Source organism: Methylomonas montana, from assembly GCF_030490285.1.
In the GTDB taxonomy this organism is placed as follows: Bacteria; Pseudomonadota; Gammaproteobacteria; order Methylococcales; family Methylomonadaceae; genus Methylomonas; species Methylomonas montana.
The window spans coordinates 3962871-3979763 of sequence record NZ_CP129884.1; the positions used below are offsets into that span (position 1 = coordinate 3962871).

At 51.9% G+C, this 16893-nt stretch carries 13 protein-coding genes; 7 read left to right on the forward strand and 6 right to left on the reverse strand.

The genetic code is table 11. The annotated features are described in order from the left end of the window. Nucleotides 1–23: 23 nt before the first annotated feature. Nucleotides 24–1253: a hypothetical protein gene (locus tag QZJ86_RS18395; RefSeq protein ID WP_301671949.1), complete on the reverse strand. Its 1230-nt coding sequence runs from the start codon at nt 1251–1253 to the stop codon at nt 24–26. Between the two features lie 10 nt (nt 1254–1263). Then, on the reverse strand, nt 1264–1680 hold the full coding sequence (locus QZJ86_RS18400; protein WP_301671951.1) for a hypothetical protein: 417 nt from the start codon (nt 1678–1680) through the stop codon (nt 1264–1266). A gap of 254 nt (nt 1681–1934) precedes the next feature. On the opposite strand from QZJ86_RS18400, the gene mfd reads away from it, so the two are divergent. Next, nucleotides 1935–5480, forward strand: coding sequence for a transcription-repair coupling factor (gene mfd, locus QZJ86_RS18405; protein WP_301671952.1), 3546 nt, complete (start codon nt 1935–1937; stop codon nt 5478–5480). 105 nt (nt 5481–5585) lie between these two features. Here mfd and QZJ86_RS18410 read toward each other — a convergent pair whose 3' ends face one another. Both QZJ86_RS18410 and QZJ86_RS18415 read right to left on the reverse strand, forming a co-directional pair. Continuing rightward, nucleotides 5586–6026 (reverse strand): hypothetical protein, encoded by a 441-nt coding sequence (locus QZJ86_RS18410; protein ID WP_301671953.1) that lies wholly within the window; start codon nt 6024–6026, stop codon nt 5586–5588. Between the two features lie 12 nt (nt 6027–6038). After that, the gene (locus QZJ86_RS18415; protein WP_301671954.1) at nt 6039–6797 is read right to left on the reverse strand and encodes an NlpC/P60 family protein; all 759 of its coding nucleotides are present in this window, start codon (nt 6795–6797) and stop codon (nt 6039–6041) included. 401 nt (nt 6798–7198) lie between these two features. Here QZJ86_RS18415 and QZJ86_RS18420 point away from each other — a divergent pair, with 401 nt between their 5' ends. From QZJ86_RS18420 to QZJ86_RS18430, 3 genes are all read left to right on the forward strand, one after another. Next, a complete protein-coding gene (locus QZJ86_RS18420) occupies nt 7199–7777 on the forward strand; it encodes a Uma2 family endonuclease (protein WP_301671955.1) in 579 nt (192 codons plus the stop codon). A gap of 105 nt (nt 7778–7882) precedes the next feature. Continuing rightward, a complete protein-coding gene (gene gpmI, locus QZJ86_RS18425) occupies nt 7883–9523 on the forward strand; it encodes a 2,3-bisphosphoglycerate-independent phosphoglycerate mutase (RefSeq protein ID WP_301671956.1) in 1641 nt (546 codons plus the stop codon). Nucleotides 9524–9705: 182 nt separating this feature from the next. Continuing rightward, nucleotides 9706–10365 (forward strand): cold shock and DUF1294 domain-containing protein, encoded by a 660-nt coding sequence (locus QZJ86_RS18430; RefSeq protein WP_301671957.1) that lies wholly within the window; start codon nt 9706–9708, stop codon nt 10363–10365. Nucleotides 10366–10413: 48 nt separating this feature from the next. Here the strand turns inward: QZJ86_RS18430 and QZJ86_RS18435 are convergent, their stop codons facing one another. Next, nucleotides 10414–11619 (reverse strand): HD-GYP domain-containing protein, encoded by a 1206-nt coding sequence (locus QZJ86_RS18435; protein ID WP_301671958.1) that lies wholly within the window; start codon nt 11617–11619, stop codon nt 10414–10416. 190 nt (nt 11620–11809) lie between these two features. Between QZJ86_RS18435 and QZJ86_RS18440 the strand changes: the two genes are divergently transcribed. After that, the gene (locus tag QZJ86_RS18440; RefSeq protein ID WP_301671960.1) at nt 11810–12232 is read left to right on the forward strand and encodes a DUF805 domain-containing protein; all 423 of its coding nucleotides are present in this window, start codon (nt 11810–11812) and stop codon (nt 12230–12232) included. 357 nt (nt 12233–12589) lie between these two features. Next, nucleotides 12590–13381: a symmetrical bis(5'-nucleosyl)-tetraphosphatase gene (locus tag QZJ86_RS18445; protein WP_301671961.1), complete on the forward strand. Its 792-nt coding sequence runs from the start codon at nt 12590–12592 to the stop codon at nt 13379–13381. 59 nt (nt 13382–13440) lie between these two features. On the opposite strand, the gene QZJ86_RS18450 is transcribed toward QZJ86_RS18445, so the two are convergent. Next, nucleotides 13441–14166, reverse strand: a complete 726-nt coding sequence (locus QZJ86_RS18450; RefSeq protein ID WP_301671962.1) for a pentapeptide repeat-containing protein — start codon at nt 14164–14166, stop codon at nt 13441–13443. 640 nt (nt 14167–14806) lie between these two features. Here QZJ86_RS18450 and QZJ86_RS18455 point away from each other — a divergent pair. After that, a complete protein-coding gene (locus QZJ86_RS18455; protein WP_301671963.1) occupies nt 14807–16831 on the forward strand; it encodes a methyl-accepting chemotaxis protein in 2025 nt (674 codons plus the stop codon). Nucleotides 16832–16893 lie beyond the last annotated feature (62 nt).

Below are 16893 nucleotides of genomic sequence, written 5' to 3' on the forward strand. Positions count from 1 at the left end.
GGCGCATCCCTACTCGCACACCCTCAGAACCGATAAGACAACATCAAAGAAAACATATCCCAGCGCTCCGGCCCCGTTCTGGTAGCCAAATCGGGATTGTCCACCGATGACAACCATGCGCTCCCCCATACCGAGTGATATTCGGGACTCAGCAGCCAATTCCGCAGAAACTCCCAACGAAGACCAACCGTCAAATCGCGAGCGTAAAAGCTATGCTTGGGCAAGCCGTATAGCGCCGCGCTTTGTTTACCATTGCGGTCGTCGAGATTGGCCGTAAAACTGTCATACCGCAGCAAGGCGGACCAGCTCGGCCTGAATCGATATTGCGCCTGGATATAGAAACTTTCCGAGGTGTTTTCCAGCACCCTGCCCCCCGGAATAAATCCGCTACGTTCGGTCGTCACCTGACCATATTCGCCGGTGAGGCTCCATTCCTCCAGATTCAACTGGGCCGAGGCGAGCGGGTAAAAAGCCTTGACCTTGCCGGATGGCAAGCCAGGCGTGGCCGATTTGAATTGGCGATCGAGATCGACGACACTGAATAGCAATTTAAAACGTCCCTCCTGCCATTCGTATCCCATTCGACCAACCAATATAGGACGGCCTTCCATATTGCCCTGCACATTCTGAATTCCGGTCAAAAAGGCGGGCGCACCGCCGACATTATCCAGCGGCTCGGAAATCAGAATCTCCGATGTCACGGCATGTTCGCCAAAGGCATAGCGCCCATACACCAGCCCGCCATCGGAGGAAATCATCGGCTGCCGCATGGCCAGCGAATCAAGATACACGGACTGCGGCATCATCACACCTGGTCGAGTCCAGACAATATCCCGAGTTTCATTGTATAAACCAAACGGATTCTTGACTCGCCCCACACGAATACCGGCAGTTCCCCGCTCTCCCACCGCCACATGGTAATCAAGATTGGCAAAATCCAGCCTAACGCCCTCGCGATCGGAACCGCCGGCCGATCGATACAAACCCTGGGCCGCCATCAGTAAATTAGGTGTGATATGCCCCAGTACATTGACGCCGACTTCGGTGAAATCCAGGCTACCGCCATCGCGGCTGCGCCCGAAGACATTGTATTTTGACGTCAATGTATAACCTTGACTGACAAAACCATGGGCTTGCCAATCGCCCGCCCCCAATTCCAGCGCCATGCTATCGGATGAAGCAGCCAGCGATAACGCGGTGACGATGCCCATCACCACCTGACGGAAATATGCTGATGTCTCTCGTGTATCCAAGTCTTCCCTCCTATTTCACGATATAACCGATGGCATTAGGCATTTTCTGCAGCTCTGTTTGCATCTGCTCCGGCGACTCGACTACGACCGGCGGCGTCCCGGTTCCGGAAAAAAGCATTCTGTCCCAGGCGGAACGCAATTGATATGGATAGATGCCCAACACTTCCTTGGCAAAACGGATATGAATCGGATGTTGATCGGGCAACACAAACACTCTCAGCGGCGAACCGTCCGGCCATCGTGTTTGTCGACCGAAAAATATTTCACGCAACTCTTCGCGAGAAAGCTGACTGTATTGTCCAACCGAACTGAAAGGAGTTATCTCGGAATTTTCAGCACTGAAAGCCGCCGACCATGCTGTCACTACCCATAAGGTAAGGACCAGACAGGAATATTTGCTGAAGGCTGGCAATCGATAACGTCTCATAACGCGAATATAATTTCTATGCTGGCACTTATACAAGTTTTTCCATTGGATAATGACTAATGTCGCCCAAATGTCACAGGCACTTTACTCCGTCCCCAACCTTCTATCGAAGCCATCGCCGGTAAAACACCAAGACCGAGTGCGCCCGCCATTCGGCATTAAGACTGCCGAGATAGCATCTATTCGTCAAAGCATACTTAGCGCCCTAGCATCACGGTTATAATGTCCGGCTTCTAAAATTCGCTGCATTCATCATGTCTTTACCGCCTATCCCTGCTTCGGCATTGCCGCAACACTCGGAACAAACCGTATTCTGGGCCGGACTTAACGGTTGCGGCGACTCACTGGCGCTAGCCACCGCGATTGCTCAAGAAAAACGCCTGCTGGTGATCGTCACACCGGACACCCAGACCGCGTTGCGCCTGGAACATGAGTTGGCGTTCTTTCTCAACAATAGCCTGCCCATCCTGCATTTTCCGGATTGGGAAACCCTGCCTTACGACGTTTTCTCGCCGCTACCTGAGATTATTTCCGAGCGTTTGCGAACGCTGGCGTTATTGCCCGATACCAAACGCGGCGCGCTGATCCTGTCAGTCGCCACACTGATGCACCGCTTGGCGCCGCGCGAACATATCCTGGCCCACAGCTTTTCCATCGAAGTAGGCGGCACGTTAAGCTTGGACGTCACCCGAGCCAAGCTGGAAGCAGTCGGCTATCAATGCGTGTCGCAAGTGTATCAACACGGTGAATTCGCGGTGCGTGGCTCGATTCTGGACTTGTTTCCAATGGGTAGCAAGCAGCCCTACCGAATCGAATTGTTCGACGACGACGTCGAATCCATTCGCAGTTTCGATCCGGACACGCAAATGTCGCAGGATAAGATGAGTAAGGTCGAGTTGTTTCCGGCTCGCGAGTTTCCGTTCACCGACGAAGCCATCAAACGCTTCCGCCAGGCCTTCCGCGAGCAGTTTCCGGATGCCTCGCCGAAGAATAATCTGTATCTGGACGTTTCCAAACAAATCGCCCCGGCCGGCATCGAATACTATTTACCGTTGTTCGTCGAACGCACCGAATCGCTGTTTGCTTATCTGCCCAAGACCGCGTTGTTCGTATTACCGGCCCACTTCGCCGACAACGCCCTGCGTTTTTACGGCGAAGTCGACGAACGTTATCAACAGCGCAAATACGATGTCGACCGTCCCTTGCTGCCACCGAACCGCTTGTTTTTGTCGACCGAGGAATTCCAGAAACATACCTGTAGCTTTAGCCGCGTCGTCCTGGACAATCAAGCCGAACAGGCCCAGTCATCGGCAACCGCTCCCGGCGTTGCCCTACCTCCTGCATCCATGCAGTCATTTCATTGCAGAAGCCTGCCCGACGTTGCGATCGACAGCCGCTTGAAGGAGCCCGCCCAGCGCTTGCGCCAATTCATCGAAGGCTTCGAAGGCAAGATTCTGTTCGTCGCCGAAACCGCCGGCCACCGCGAAGGCCTGATTGACAAGCTAAAAAGCGTCAAACTCGCCGCCAAACAAGTCCAGAGCTGGCCTGAGTTTCTGCAAAGCGAGCACTCGCCCTGCATCGTCGTCGCGCCGATGGATCAAGGGCTATGGCTGGATCAAACCACGACCGCCATGGATGGCGGAAGTGCGGCAAATCGTCTGGAACGATTGACGCCCTTGGCGATCATCACCGAAAGCCAGCTCAGCGGCGAAAAAGTCCAGCAGCGCCGTCGTCGGGCTAAATCCACGGCCCGCGCGCTGGAAAACATTTTCAACAACCTCGACGAACTGACTATCGGTTCGCCGGTGGTGCATCAGGAGCACGGCGTCGGCCGCTATCTGGGCCTGCAGATTCTCAATGTCGGCGGCATCGACGCCGAGTTTTTGATGCTGGAATACGCCAACCACGACAAGATTTATGTGCCGGTGGCCTCCTTGCATATGATCGGCCGTTACAGCGGGGTTAGCGCCGAAAATGCGCCGCTGCACCGCCTCGGCACCGACCAGTGGAGCAAGGCCAAGAAAAAGGCCATGGAACGGGCGCGCGATGTGGCCGCCGAATTGCTGGACATCCACGCCAAACGCGCCGCCCGCCAAGGCTTTGCCTTCGATGTCGATAATAGCGACTACGAAGCCTTCGCCGCCGCCTTCCCGTTCGAGGAAACCCCTGATCAGCTCAGCACCATCGAAGCCATATTGCAAGACATGGCCGCGCCGCAACCGATGGACCGCGTGGTGTGCGGCGACGTCGGCTTTGGCAAGACCGAAGTGGCGATGCGCGCCGCCTTCGTCGCAGTACAGAGCGGCAAGCAAGTCGCAGTGTTGGTCCCCACCACCCTGCTGGCCCAACAACATTTTCAAAACTTCCGCGACCGCTTCGCCGATTGGCCGGTGCGCGTGGAAGTGACTTCGCGCTTCGTCACTCCCAAACAGCAAAAAGCCATCGCCGACGAACTGGCCGAAGGCAAGGTCGACATCATCATTGGCACCCACAAACTGCTGTCCAAAGAGATGAAATATCAGGCACTCGGCCTGGTAATCATTGACGAGGAACACCGTTTCGGCGTTACCCAGAAGGAACATTTCAAGAAACTGCGTTACGAGCTGGATTTGTTAACGCTGACCGCGACACCGATTCCGCGCACCTTGAACATGGCGATGGCCGGCCTGCGCGACATTTCCATCATCGCCACGCCGCCGCCGAATCGCCACGCGATCAAGACTTTCGTCACCGAATGGATAGACTCGCAAGTGCAGGAAGCTTGCCAACGTGAGATTAAGCGCGGCGGCCAGGTGTTTTTCCTGCACAACGACGTCAAGACCATGGACAAGATGGCCCGCGAGCTGGAATCGCTGGTGCCGGAAGCGCGGATTCAAATCGCCCACGGCCAGATGGCCGAACGCGAGCTGGAGCAAATCATGCTGGATTTTTATCACCAGCGTTTCAACTTGCTGATCGCCACGACGATTATCGAAAGCGGCATCGACATCCCCAGCGCCAACACCATTGTGATCAACCGCGCCGACAAGCTCGGTCTAGCCCAATTGCACCAATTGCGTGGCCGGGTCGGCCGTTCGCATCACCGGGCTTATGCTTACTGCATCGTGCCGCCAAAATCGCTGATGACCAAGGACGCCATCAAGCGTCTGGAAGCCTTCGAAACCTCCGGAGAACTGGGCGCAGGCTTCATGCTGTCCTCGCACGACATGGAAATCCGCGGCGCCGGCGAACTATTGGGCGACGAACAAAGCGGGCAAATTCAGGAAATCGGCTTTACCTTGTACACCGAACTGCTGGAACGGGCAGTAAAAGCCTTGAAATCCGGCAAGCAACCGGAACTGGACGCACCGCTGGATACCGGCCCGGAAGTGGATTTGCAAGTCGCCGCGCTGATCCCCGAAGACTATCTGCCGGACATCCACGCCCGTCTGGTTTTATACAAACGCATCGCCAGCGCCGAAACCGAAGACGATTTGCGAAAATTAAAAATCGAAATGATCGACCGTTTCGGCTTATTGCCGGACCAAGTCAAAGCCTTGTTCGCGATCACCGAACTGAAACAACAGGCCGCGCATCTGGGCATCCGCAAAATCGAAGCCCACGCCACCGGCGGCCGCATCGTGTTTACCTCAACGCCGCAAATCGATACCGGCGAGTTGATCCTGATGATCCAAAGCCAGTCGCAGGTGTATAAATTTGATGGTTCGGACAAGTTACGCTTTACCAACACTTTTAAGGATATGGAAGATAAGGTGGCGTTTTTGGAGAAGCTGTTGGCGAGGTTGGGCACAAAGACTTAGAAATGTAGCTCCGATTAGCGATAGCGTAATCGGAGAGAATGTTGAGCAACCTCATGCGTACGATTACGCTATCGCTAATCGTATCTACGCGGGCTTGTCATTCTTCTAAGGTTCTTCAAGGTATATTCGGCTGAGTTTCCAGATACCGCCGATACGCTTGAATTGCATGGATAAAATGAAAGCAAAATCGTCGCTTTGCTGGTCTTTGGCGCTTAGCGTGGCTTTCTCCACGATGGCCTCCCTCAGGTTCTTGTCGATACGTTTTCCGCCAACAACAACCGAATCCTGAAATTGATCCATGACCTTGTCGTAGACTTCCGTTACAAACTCGTCCCGACTAACTGGAATTATCGGGTCGGAATCGACAGGCCCCCGTGTTTCCAAGGGAAACTGGGTCAGTTCGGCGACTTTGCTTTTATCGTTATTTTTGACCGCCTGACGAAATTGATCCCAAAATGGCTGTAAGTCCTCAGCAGCACCGGCACAGCTTGTGAATAAAGACAATAAAGCCACAAAAGAAAACCAATGGAATATTCTCCGCACCATGTTCATATTCCTTTAGCTGGCAAGCGGCCAACGCATCGCTTTTAGTTGCCAGGAAGATTTTGGAAATTTGGATTCTTTTACTTGGTCGCTTTGATTACCGCCAAGTATTTTGTAGTGCGTCGCTGTTTCTTCGACAAGAAAGCCGACATGATTTCCCGACGAGGTAAGGCTGGAGTTCGCCGCGCTAGGTTTATAAATAACGATAATGGCGCCGTATTGCGATGAAGCCGCTTGACCCCACGATACCCAGCTTGCAGCGGTAGCGGAGTTCGTTCCATTGATGCTGGCTTGTTTCAAGCACCAATTAACAAACGAAGAGCACCATGGCGTTTCATCGTTAGTGGCTTGTAGGGAGGTTGCCGCGTGATATTCCACGATGCGCGGATTGTGAAGGCTGCCGGGAACTTCCAATTGGCCTTTTTCGTTAGCCGCGATCGTCATCCATGGCGTGTTGGCGCTGTTAATTGATGGGGCATTCGCTACGGGCGGCGGAACAATTCTTTCTTTCAACCCTTCCCAGGTTTTAGGCCCAACGACACCATCGACACCGAGGTTTTTCAAAGTTTGAAAACGCTGCACAGCCTTGTAAGTACGCATGCCGAAATCGCCGTCCGCACGCAAATTAGGGCTTGGGGACAAGAGCTTGTTTAGTTGATTCTGTAAATACTGTACGTCAGCCCCTCGACTTCCAATGCGTATCGTCGCCCGCATGCCCAACCTCCTATCCTTTTGTTGCGTATTGAAGAAATCCTCGCATTGGCGATCAACCATTGTCAAGTATCAGCCGCGCACCGGCTCATGTATCATTGGACAACCTGTACGGCGGAACCGGTTTAACGGGTTCCGTCGAATGGAAGCCGATTCGCTGCCATGCCGGTATCGTTTGGCTTGGTCTTCTCGATTCGATGGCTGTTGGTTTTGGGCGGCTTTTGGCGAATCGCCTATCTGCATCCACCCTATGATTGACACACAGATAGGTGAATACGCCCAATTATCCGCGGTTTCGGGTGCCGGTCGGATTGATCCCGCAATATTCTGGAAAATCTGACTTCCAGTCCAAGCGCGCAAAGACGTTTTGCTTGATCAAGGTGCCATTGAAATACTTGGCGCAAGGGTTCCACATTTAGCCGGCAAACGTTAGAATCGTTTTATATATCCAAGAAAAATCGGCTATGGCTCTGGCAGAGAAATTAAAATTAAGCGCGGAAGACTACCTGCAAGGCGAGGCATCCGCTCAGATCAAACACGAATATCTCGATGGCGAGGTTTGGGCCATGGTCGGCGCCAGCGATGCGCATGTTTCGATTGCTATGAATCTGGCGTTTCTTCTGAAACAGGCACTCAAGGACACGCCCTGCCGCGCCTACATTTCCGACATGAAAGTCAATGTCGCCCAGGCCAACGCGTTCTTTTACCCCGATGTAATGGTAACCTGCGAACCCAAAGACCGCGACAACCGCCTGTTTAAACAACATCCGCTATTCATCGCCGAAGTCCTGTCGCCCTCCACCGAAGCGTTCGATCGGGGCGCCAAATTCGCCGCTTACCGCCAACTCGACAGCCTGCAACATTACTGGCTGATCGACAGCCAAAGCCAAGCTATCGATTGTTTCGAACGCACAGAGCAAGGCTGGTTGTTGCACAGTTTTTCCAGCGCCGGCGACCGTCTTCCACTATCGGCTTTGGATCTAACTTTGGATTTAAGCGCGATTTACGACGATGTGCTGTTGGATGTCAACGATCAGGTATGATGTCGAGTTTTGTTGCAGCACCCCAATTTTCCTAGGCTTAATCGCCGCTAAAGCCGAATTTCCTGTTCCATTCAACTTCTGAATTCCCACCCACTTAATAACACTATGAAATTAGAAAAATCTTCCCGTTTTTCCGCTTGTCCCGGTCCTGTGGTGACCATCGTACTTGATGGCGTCGGCATTTCGCCGCGCGAAGACGGCGACGCGGTCAAATCCGCGCGCACCCCGACCCTGGATCGTTTGATGGCAAACTATCCGATGACTAAGCTGCTCGCGCACGGTAAGGCTGTCGGCATGCCCAGCGACGAAGACATGGGCAATAGCGAAGTCGGACACAATGCTTTCGGCGCCGGCCGGGTGTTTGCTCAAGGCGCAAAACTGGTGGCAGAATCCATCGCCAGCGGCCATTTATGGCAAGGCCATGCCTGGCACGAAGTCGTGGCGACCGTCAAACAAGGTGGCACCCTGCATTTTCTCGGCTTGTTCTCCGACGGCAACGTGCATTCGCATATCGACCATCTGCGCGCGATGCTGGAACAAGCCAAGCAAGAAGGCGTGGCTAAGGTGCGGATTCATATTCTGCTGGATGGCCGCGACGTCGGCGAAACATCGGCTCTGGATTACGTCGATCCGTTCGAAGCTTACCTGGACGGCTTGCGCAGCCCCGAATTCGACGTGGCGATCGCTTCCGGCGGCGGCCGTATGAGCATCACGATGGACCGTTACGAAGCCGACTGGAGCATGGTAAAACGCGGCTGGGACATTCATGTGCTCGGCTTGGGCCGGCAATTCGCCAGCGCCCATGAGGCCATCGAAACCTATCGCGACGAACTGAAAGTGATCGACCAGGATTTGCCTGGCTTCGTCATCGCCAAAGACGGCAAACCGTTGGGCACTATCGTCGACGGCGACGCGGTGGTGTTCTTCAACTTCCGCGGCGACCGGGCCATCGAAATTTCCCGCGCCTTTACCGAAGAACAATTCAGCCCGTTCGAGCGCGGACCGCTACCGAAAGTGACTTACGCCGGCATGATGCAATACGACGGCGACACCAAACTGCCGCCGCGTTTTTTGGTGGAGCCACCAACCATCAACCGCACCCTGGGCGAGTATCTGGCCAAAAACGGTATTTCGCAATACGCCATCAGCGAAACCCAAAAATTCGGCCATGTCACCTATTTCTGGAACGGCAACCGCTCCGGCAAGTTCGACGAATCCTTGGAAACTTATGTCGAAATCCCAAGCGACGTGGTGCCGTTCGAACAACGCCCATGGATGAAATGCGCGGAGATCACAGATACTCTGATCGAAGCCGTTCGCAGCGGTCAATATCGCTACCTGCGGGTCAATTACGCCAACGGCGACATGGTCGGCCATACCGGCAATTTCGAGGCGGCGGTCACCGCGATGCAAGGCCTGGATCTGCAATTGGCGCGATTGATTCCGGTGATTTTGGAGATGAATGGCACGGCGATCATCACTGCCGACCACGGCAACGCCGACGAAATGTACGAGCTGGATAAAAAAGGCAACGTAATTCGCAATGGCGAAGGCCGCACCAAATCCAAGACCTCGCACACGCTGAATCCGGTGCCGTTCGTGTTGATTTCCGGGGAGAACCCAGGCTATAAATTACGTAGCGATATAGCGGCGCCGGGTTTGTCAAATTCGGCAGCAACGATCCTGAATCTCTTGGGCTTTGAAGCGCCGGAAGATTACGACCCTAGTTTGATCGAAGCAGTCTAAAGACCACGCACCTGCTCGCTACGGATGTTTTGTACATTCGTAGCAAGCAGGTACGGAATGGCTAGCGTAGGTTGGGGGACGAACCCCAACAAAATAGAATGTTAGGGTTCATTACATTGCCCCCGACATCCGGTCCTTACGAACCATAGAAAATTGAAATATATTTACGATACCGTTTTGATATGTTGACGCAACTATACGAAGGAATAATTAAATCATGGAAAGAAGATAAAGGTTTTGGCTTCATACAACCCAATGGCGGAGGAAAAGACGTATTCATCCATATCCGTGATTTAAAACATAAAAACTATCGCCCTCAACAAGGGGACGGCATTTGCTATCGAGTAATCCAGGATCAAAATGGCAAAACAAGAGCTTATGATGCTTTCATAAAAGGAATAGAAATAAGCCATTTTACAAAAAAAAACCTTCGCCCAAACAAACCTCTACAAAAATCAAACCCACAATATCAACTCGGAATACTGCCAATTTTTGTTATCGCAACCATTCCGTTCGCATGCTCTATTTTTATAATTTTCCGAGATCGCAATTTATTCCCGTTTTTTTCCTATGTTTTATTAAGCTTATCGATATTCCTTATTTACGCAATAGATAAAACTAAAGCCCATAAGAATAAATGGAGGATTCCAGAAAATACATTACATTTTTTTGAACTTCTGGGCGGCTGGCCAGGCGCACTAATTGCGCAACGAATAATGCGACATAAAAACAAAAAACCATCCTTTCAAAAAGTATTTTGGATTATTGTAACAACGCATATAACGGCTTGGATTGGCGTAATATTTTTTGCTAATAACTTGAAGCATCTATTCAAGCCATAGGACGAATTTGGAGTGAAGTTACAATCGATTGAAGTTTTTCGTCACCATTCAAATATACCGCCTCGGATCAATCCCCCAGCGTGACGGAATTTCAAACGAGGCAATGCGATCATGGCAGCCGGGCTTCGACAGATCGAAATCATGCGGCGGCATGAAAACGCGGGACTGGCTGTTGTAAACCACTCTAACCTTGGGATGCAGCAAATTTTCATGATGCTGCTCCACTACCACCGCCAGATAGCCGCTATCCAGGCGGACTAAGGTGCCGACCGGATAAATGCCGATGGTGCGGATAAATTGATGCACCAGTGTCAGCTTGAAATGGTGACCACTCCACTCCAGCAGTTTCCGCAACACTTCCGTGGGTTCGATGCCAGCGTGATAAATGCGCGTCGAGGTCAGCGCGTCATAGACATCCACTACCGATGCCATCTGCCCGTAGAGACTGATCTCGTCGCCCTTCAGGCCCAGCGGATAGCCGCTGCCGTCGTAACATTCGTGATGCTCGGCGGCCACGCTTAGCGCTATTGGCGAAATACCCGGCGTTTTTTCCAAGACCAGACGACCATAGCGGACGTGCTTTTTCATGATTTCAAATTCAGCTTCGCTGAGTTTGCCGGGCTTGTTTAGAATATTATTTGGCACCTGCATTTTACCGATGTCGTGCATCAAGCCGCCCAGTCCGACCAGTTCGATGGTTTTGCGGTCAATATCCAAAGCCCGGCAAAAGCTGATCAGCAAGGTACCAACCGCCACCGAATGTTGGAAAGTGTATTTGTCGGCTTGCTTGATTCTGAGTAGGCTGACGATAGCATCCGGGTTGCGAAATATCGAATCGGCAATACTGGAAACTACCGGCTCTACCTGTTCCAGCTCAACCTGCTTGCCCAATCGGCAATCCTGCAAGACGTTATGCACGATACGGTTGGCTTCCCGGCAAATATGCTTGGCTTGCACCCGTTCGTGCTCAATGGCAACCTGAGGCGGCACCCGCTGGAGAGTTTGCCCCAAGTGCTGCATCCGGCTTTCAAGTTGCCGATGAACTTCTTCGGCACTGGGCGCTTCCGGCATATCTGGCCCAAGTTCGGTATCGATGTATACCTGACGGATGCCATATGCGGCGATTTTTTCGATGTCCCCGTCGGACTGGACCAAAAAGCTGTTACGCAAGAACGGATGATCAATCCAGGGACAATTGATGTCATGGATAAACATATTCGGCTTAAGGTCGGTAACATCGATTTTTTTAATCATCGCGCGGTGTGCCGGGAAAAATATCGCCAGGATTGCTCTTGGCAAGCATAACTAAGAATAAGTTAATGGATTTTAGCGTCGTCTGCATCGGCAATGCGTTTGGAGATCTCCAGCAATAAGGTGTCAATGCAGAATTGGCAAGCACTAGCCATTGCGCTAGGCTAACCGCCTTTTTCCAGATAAATTCAAAATGGAGTTACTCAGCATGCTGCGCTACAACCGGCCTCGATACATCGCCTTGGGGCTACCCAGTTTGTTGAACGCCCTGTTACTGGCGTTATACGTGCGCGAGATAAATACTGCTGGCTCGCATGACCAGTACGCGATACCGCTATATCTAGTCATTGCCGGCGGATACGGTTTATTCGGCGTATCGGCGATGATCAAACGCAGCCGCGACATGGGCTCTTCGGCTTGGGGCATACTGTTGGGGTTTCTATTTGCGCCGCCGCTGATGCTGCTGGTTGCGCTGGTTTTGATTTTTGTACCCAGCAATCCGGCGGCAGACCAACTCGAACCGCCGCCCTCGCCTCCCACACGCGACATTTGGCTAACCGGCATGGTGCTGCTGGTATTGCCATGGCTAGCGGTACTTTTGCTCCGAGCCTTATAAAGATGCGCCCATGCATTTCCCGTCGCAAAACTGTCGTTTACCCTACATTTTACAAGCGCAAAAGTCGGCGACTTTCTTACAAATAGACGCCATCTCCGAAACAACGCTAAGTTATGCTTCCTTGTTCTCTCATCCACGCCATTAACCACCCCATAACAATCAAATACTTATCAACCTCCATTCTAATCAAGCCCCCATCCAACGATTATTCGGGCAACTGGCATCATAATTGATGAGTCTTGGATAAGGCCTTGCATACGAACCGGACGAAGACTCTCCAAATAAATCGACTCCTCCGTCAGCACTGCCCCAACCCTGTTCAGTGAACCGATACATAATCATGGAAACGAACACCCTATGAGCACCTATGCCATCGGCAGCGTGAAAGGCGATTACCAATCGTTAAAGAAGCTTCTGGATACCATCCGCTTCGATCCGGAACAAGACCGGCTGTGGTTCTCCGGCAATCTGGTCAACGAGGGACAAGAATCCCTACAAGTCCTCCGCCATATCAAAAGCCTGGGCAAGGCTGCGCTGATGGTATTAGGCGCTCAGGAACTGCATTTATTGGGCGTGGCGTCCGGCTACGCCCAAGCAAACGCCGACGATACTTTCGATGAGATTCTCAATGCCCCGGACCGGGACGAGTTGTTGAAATGGCTACGGCAACGCAGTCTGATTCATCACGACTCGAAACTGAACTTTACCCTGGTGCATGCCGGCATCCCCGGCGAATGGACGTTTAGCCAAGCCTTGACCTTTGCCTACGAAGTGGAATCCGTGCTATCCGGCAGTAATTACGCGGCTTTTCTGGAAAACAGAAAGCAAGATCAATCCCGTTGGCATGCCAAACTGCGGGGCTGGAAACGCCTGAACTTTATCGCGAACGCCTATACCGTGATGAAGTATTGCAACGAACAAGGCAAGCTGGATTTCAAAGCCAGCGGCGCGATAGATTCGCAAGCCCAAGGCTTAGTCCCTTGGTATCGAGTGCCCGAACGAACTACCGCCAAGCTGAACGTCGTTTTTGCCGACGATGCCAATTTTACCGACTCCTCGTTTCCGGGCATTTACCCCTTATCCTCGCATGGTACGCTGTCGGCATTAAAACTATCAGCGGAGCCGGAAACCATCACCATACCCAGATAAAAACGAAATTATTCGCACGAGCTAAACCATTCAATTCAGTGCGGACAAACCAGGGATGTTTAATTTCTGATGCCTACCGAGGTATCCTGGCCTCTGACATTATCCAAACTCGCCCCATCGAGATTGGCGTTTCGAAAGTCGGCCCCGGACAGATTGGAGCCGCTTAAATTCGCACCGGACAAGTCGGCCCAGCCAAACTGGCCGCCGCTTAAATCGACGTTTCGGAGCGATACATTGGTCATCACCGCATGGGTAAAATTAACGTCGCGCAAGTCGGCATGGTTCAACACGGCATTGGTCATTTCGACACGATCCGACGCTTGGCCCTGAATCTCGGTATTCGCGCCTAAATTGGCCCGCCTCAGTTTGGCGCCGGTTAAATTGACATTGTTTAGCGAACCGGTGACACGACTGTCGCTCAGATCCGCGCCGGACAAATCGGAATTATCCAAAACCACCCCATACAGACTGGCACCAGACAGATTGGCCTTCCGCAAGCTGGCATGACGTATTTGGGCGAGATTGAGATTGACGCCATTCAACCGGGCGCCATTGAGTTTGGCGCCATCAAGATTGGCGGAAAAAAAATTGGCTTTATTAAAATCAATTCCGGATAAATCCAATCCCGACAGGTCCTTTTTAGCCAGTTGAGGCTGTTGGACGCCGGCTTTGGCAATAATCAGGATCACATCCTGTCGAGACAATTCCGCGGATAAGCCCGGCGGTAGCCAAAGCCACGACATCAAACCGATCAATGCGCGGCAAGCAATGGACTCTAATTGCATAACTACTCCATAAAAAGGTTTGACTATGAAACACGAAGCCTATCTGGCGTTTTAGCCAATCTAGATTAGGCCGGTAGATATTAATGCTTTATGGGAAAAATGCATCCTCGAATTTAAAAGCCGCATTATCGGCTTGCTTTGGTTTACGCGGCAAAACACCCGTAAAGTCGAGTTAGGTATATTATTTACGGCCAGAGCAATTCAAACTTTTTAGCTATGACCGATGTCGGCCGCAAGTTATTGGCACTCGCCTTGATAGTGGCATTGCCTAGTTTAGGCTGTTTCAGCTATTACGCGGCTGAGGACGCCCATGCAAATAATCCACTGGCAACGCTAGCAATTGTATTGTCGTATCCAACGCTGCTGATTTCGCTGGCCACCGTTATCGCCTTGCGGCTTTCAAAACGACCTCATCGCCTTGGCTTAGCGCTCGCGGGGACATGTTTAATCGTTTCGGCGGCCATATTGCTGTGGGCACGACTATAGACAATCCAGCCTAACTCATCTGTGCATACGAGCAAAGCGATTTCAGCGCGAAATGCCGCCTACTAAATTTACTAGCAAAAATAACACTAAAAAACATTAAGCAACTATAGTTCCTTATACTTTCGATCCAGCAAAGCCGTTAGGAACATCAGCCATGAATTTTCTAATTTCCCCCGCCATTGCATTGATGGACAAACTTCGATATCCAGCCAAATTCGCACTATTGTTCACCATTGTGCTGATTCCAATGTTGTTCATGGCTGGCACTCTGGTTAAGCAATTTCAGGCGGAAACCCGTTATCTGGAACAAGAGCGCCATGGTTTACGCTACATCGCCGCCCTTAGAAAGCCCATTGAACATATTCAACAACACCGCGGCATGACCAACGCCTTTAGAAACGGCGCCGAACAATTCAGAGAGCGCATCTTTAGCAAACGCCAAGAAATCGATAGCTATTTTGCAGACCTTGAGGGAGTGGACCGCGAACTGCAACCCGCATTGAAAACCGAAGGTCTGCTCGCCAAGCTCAGTCAGCAATGGAGCGACATCAAAACTCAGGCTATGGACCAAGAATTGAACGCCGCTATAGCCGCACACAATCTGTTGATAGCGGATAGCTTGAAGTTGCTCACTCATATTTCAAATACATCCGGGATCATTCTCGACCCGCAACTCGACAGTTTTCATATGGGTTTCGCGCTGACTTCTGATTTACCCGAGTTAATCGAAGCCATGGGACAAGCGCGCGCACTCGCCTCCGGAATCGCCGCTAAGGGCACTATCAATCCGCAAACACTGACCAAATTGCTGATATTGATCGCCAATATAGACACACATGCCCGCAAGGTGGACGAAGGCCTTAAAGTGGCATTTGCCGGGAATCCGGAGGTCGGCCGACATCTCAGCGGGCTCAACGAAAGCTATCAAAAAACGCTGCAAAACATGCTGGACTTATTACGGCAGCAATTGATCGAAAGCGAAACGATCGTCGTCGATAGCCAGACAGTTTTCGACACAGCCACTCATGCAATCACCCAGTCCTACCAGCTCTACACCGGGCTGATACAAGAACTTGACCTTATTTTCCAAACCCGTAGCGCCGTGGCCGACCGATTTCTGCAATTTACGCTGGCCGGACTGCTAGGGATTCTTTTAGTGGTGATTGTGCTCTTGCTGGGCTTAATGCAGTCGGTCAATCGCAATATTGTCGCTATTAATGCCGCAACAAAGCTCGTTGCCAAAAACGATCTAAGCGCCAGGGTGCACATCGAATCGAACGATGAAATGCGGGAAATTGCCGAAAACTTCAACGCGATGATCGATACCAGCTCGGCGTTGCTGAAAGAAATCATTCATGCCAGTGCCGAATTGAATACATCGGCGCAAAAAGTCTATACATTTGCCAGCCAAAGTGCCACCCACCTGGACCGGCAACGCCAAGAAACCACATCGGTGGCGACTGCGGTCACCGAAATGAGCGCCACCATCCAAGAAGTGGCCACCACCACCAATACCGCCGCCCAGGCAGCCAGCAATGCCAACGAACAAACAAAAAACGGCAAAAATGTCTTAGCAAGCGCCACGGTGTCGATCAGCCAATTGGCTAAAGATATTGAGGACGCAGCCAACGTGATTCAAAGCCTGGAAAAAAGCAGCGAATCCATAGGCTCTTTAATCGATGTGATTAAAAGTATCGCCGAACAAACCAACTTACTGGCATTGAACGCCGCGATCGAGGCCGCCCGCGCCGGCGAGCATGGTCGCGGTTTTGCGGTGGTGGCCGATGAAGTTCGCAGTCTGGCCTGCCGGACTCAAGAATCGACAACAGTCATCGAAAACATGATCGCCAAATTACAAAGCGGCTCACGGGAAGCCGTCGCCGTCATGCAGCAGAGCCGCAGACAAGCACATATCGGCGTGGAACGATCTCAGGAAGCGATGCAAATGTTGGAAGCGATTAGCCAGTCTGTGGCGACCATCAATGCGATGAATCTACAAATTGCCAGTGCGGCAGAACAACAAACTGCGGTGACCGAGGAAATCAACCGGAACATCGTCGATATCACCAGCCTATCCGAACGAACAACTGGCGGTGCGACGCAAACTACAATGGAGGCTAGCCGCCTAAATCAGCTCGCGGAAAATTTACAAAAACTGACCAAGCAGTTCAAGATTTAGACCTGAGCCTTTTAGAGAACGCTACCGTGTCCATTTCGATACGAATTGGACACGGTAACAGT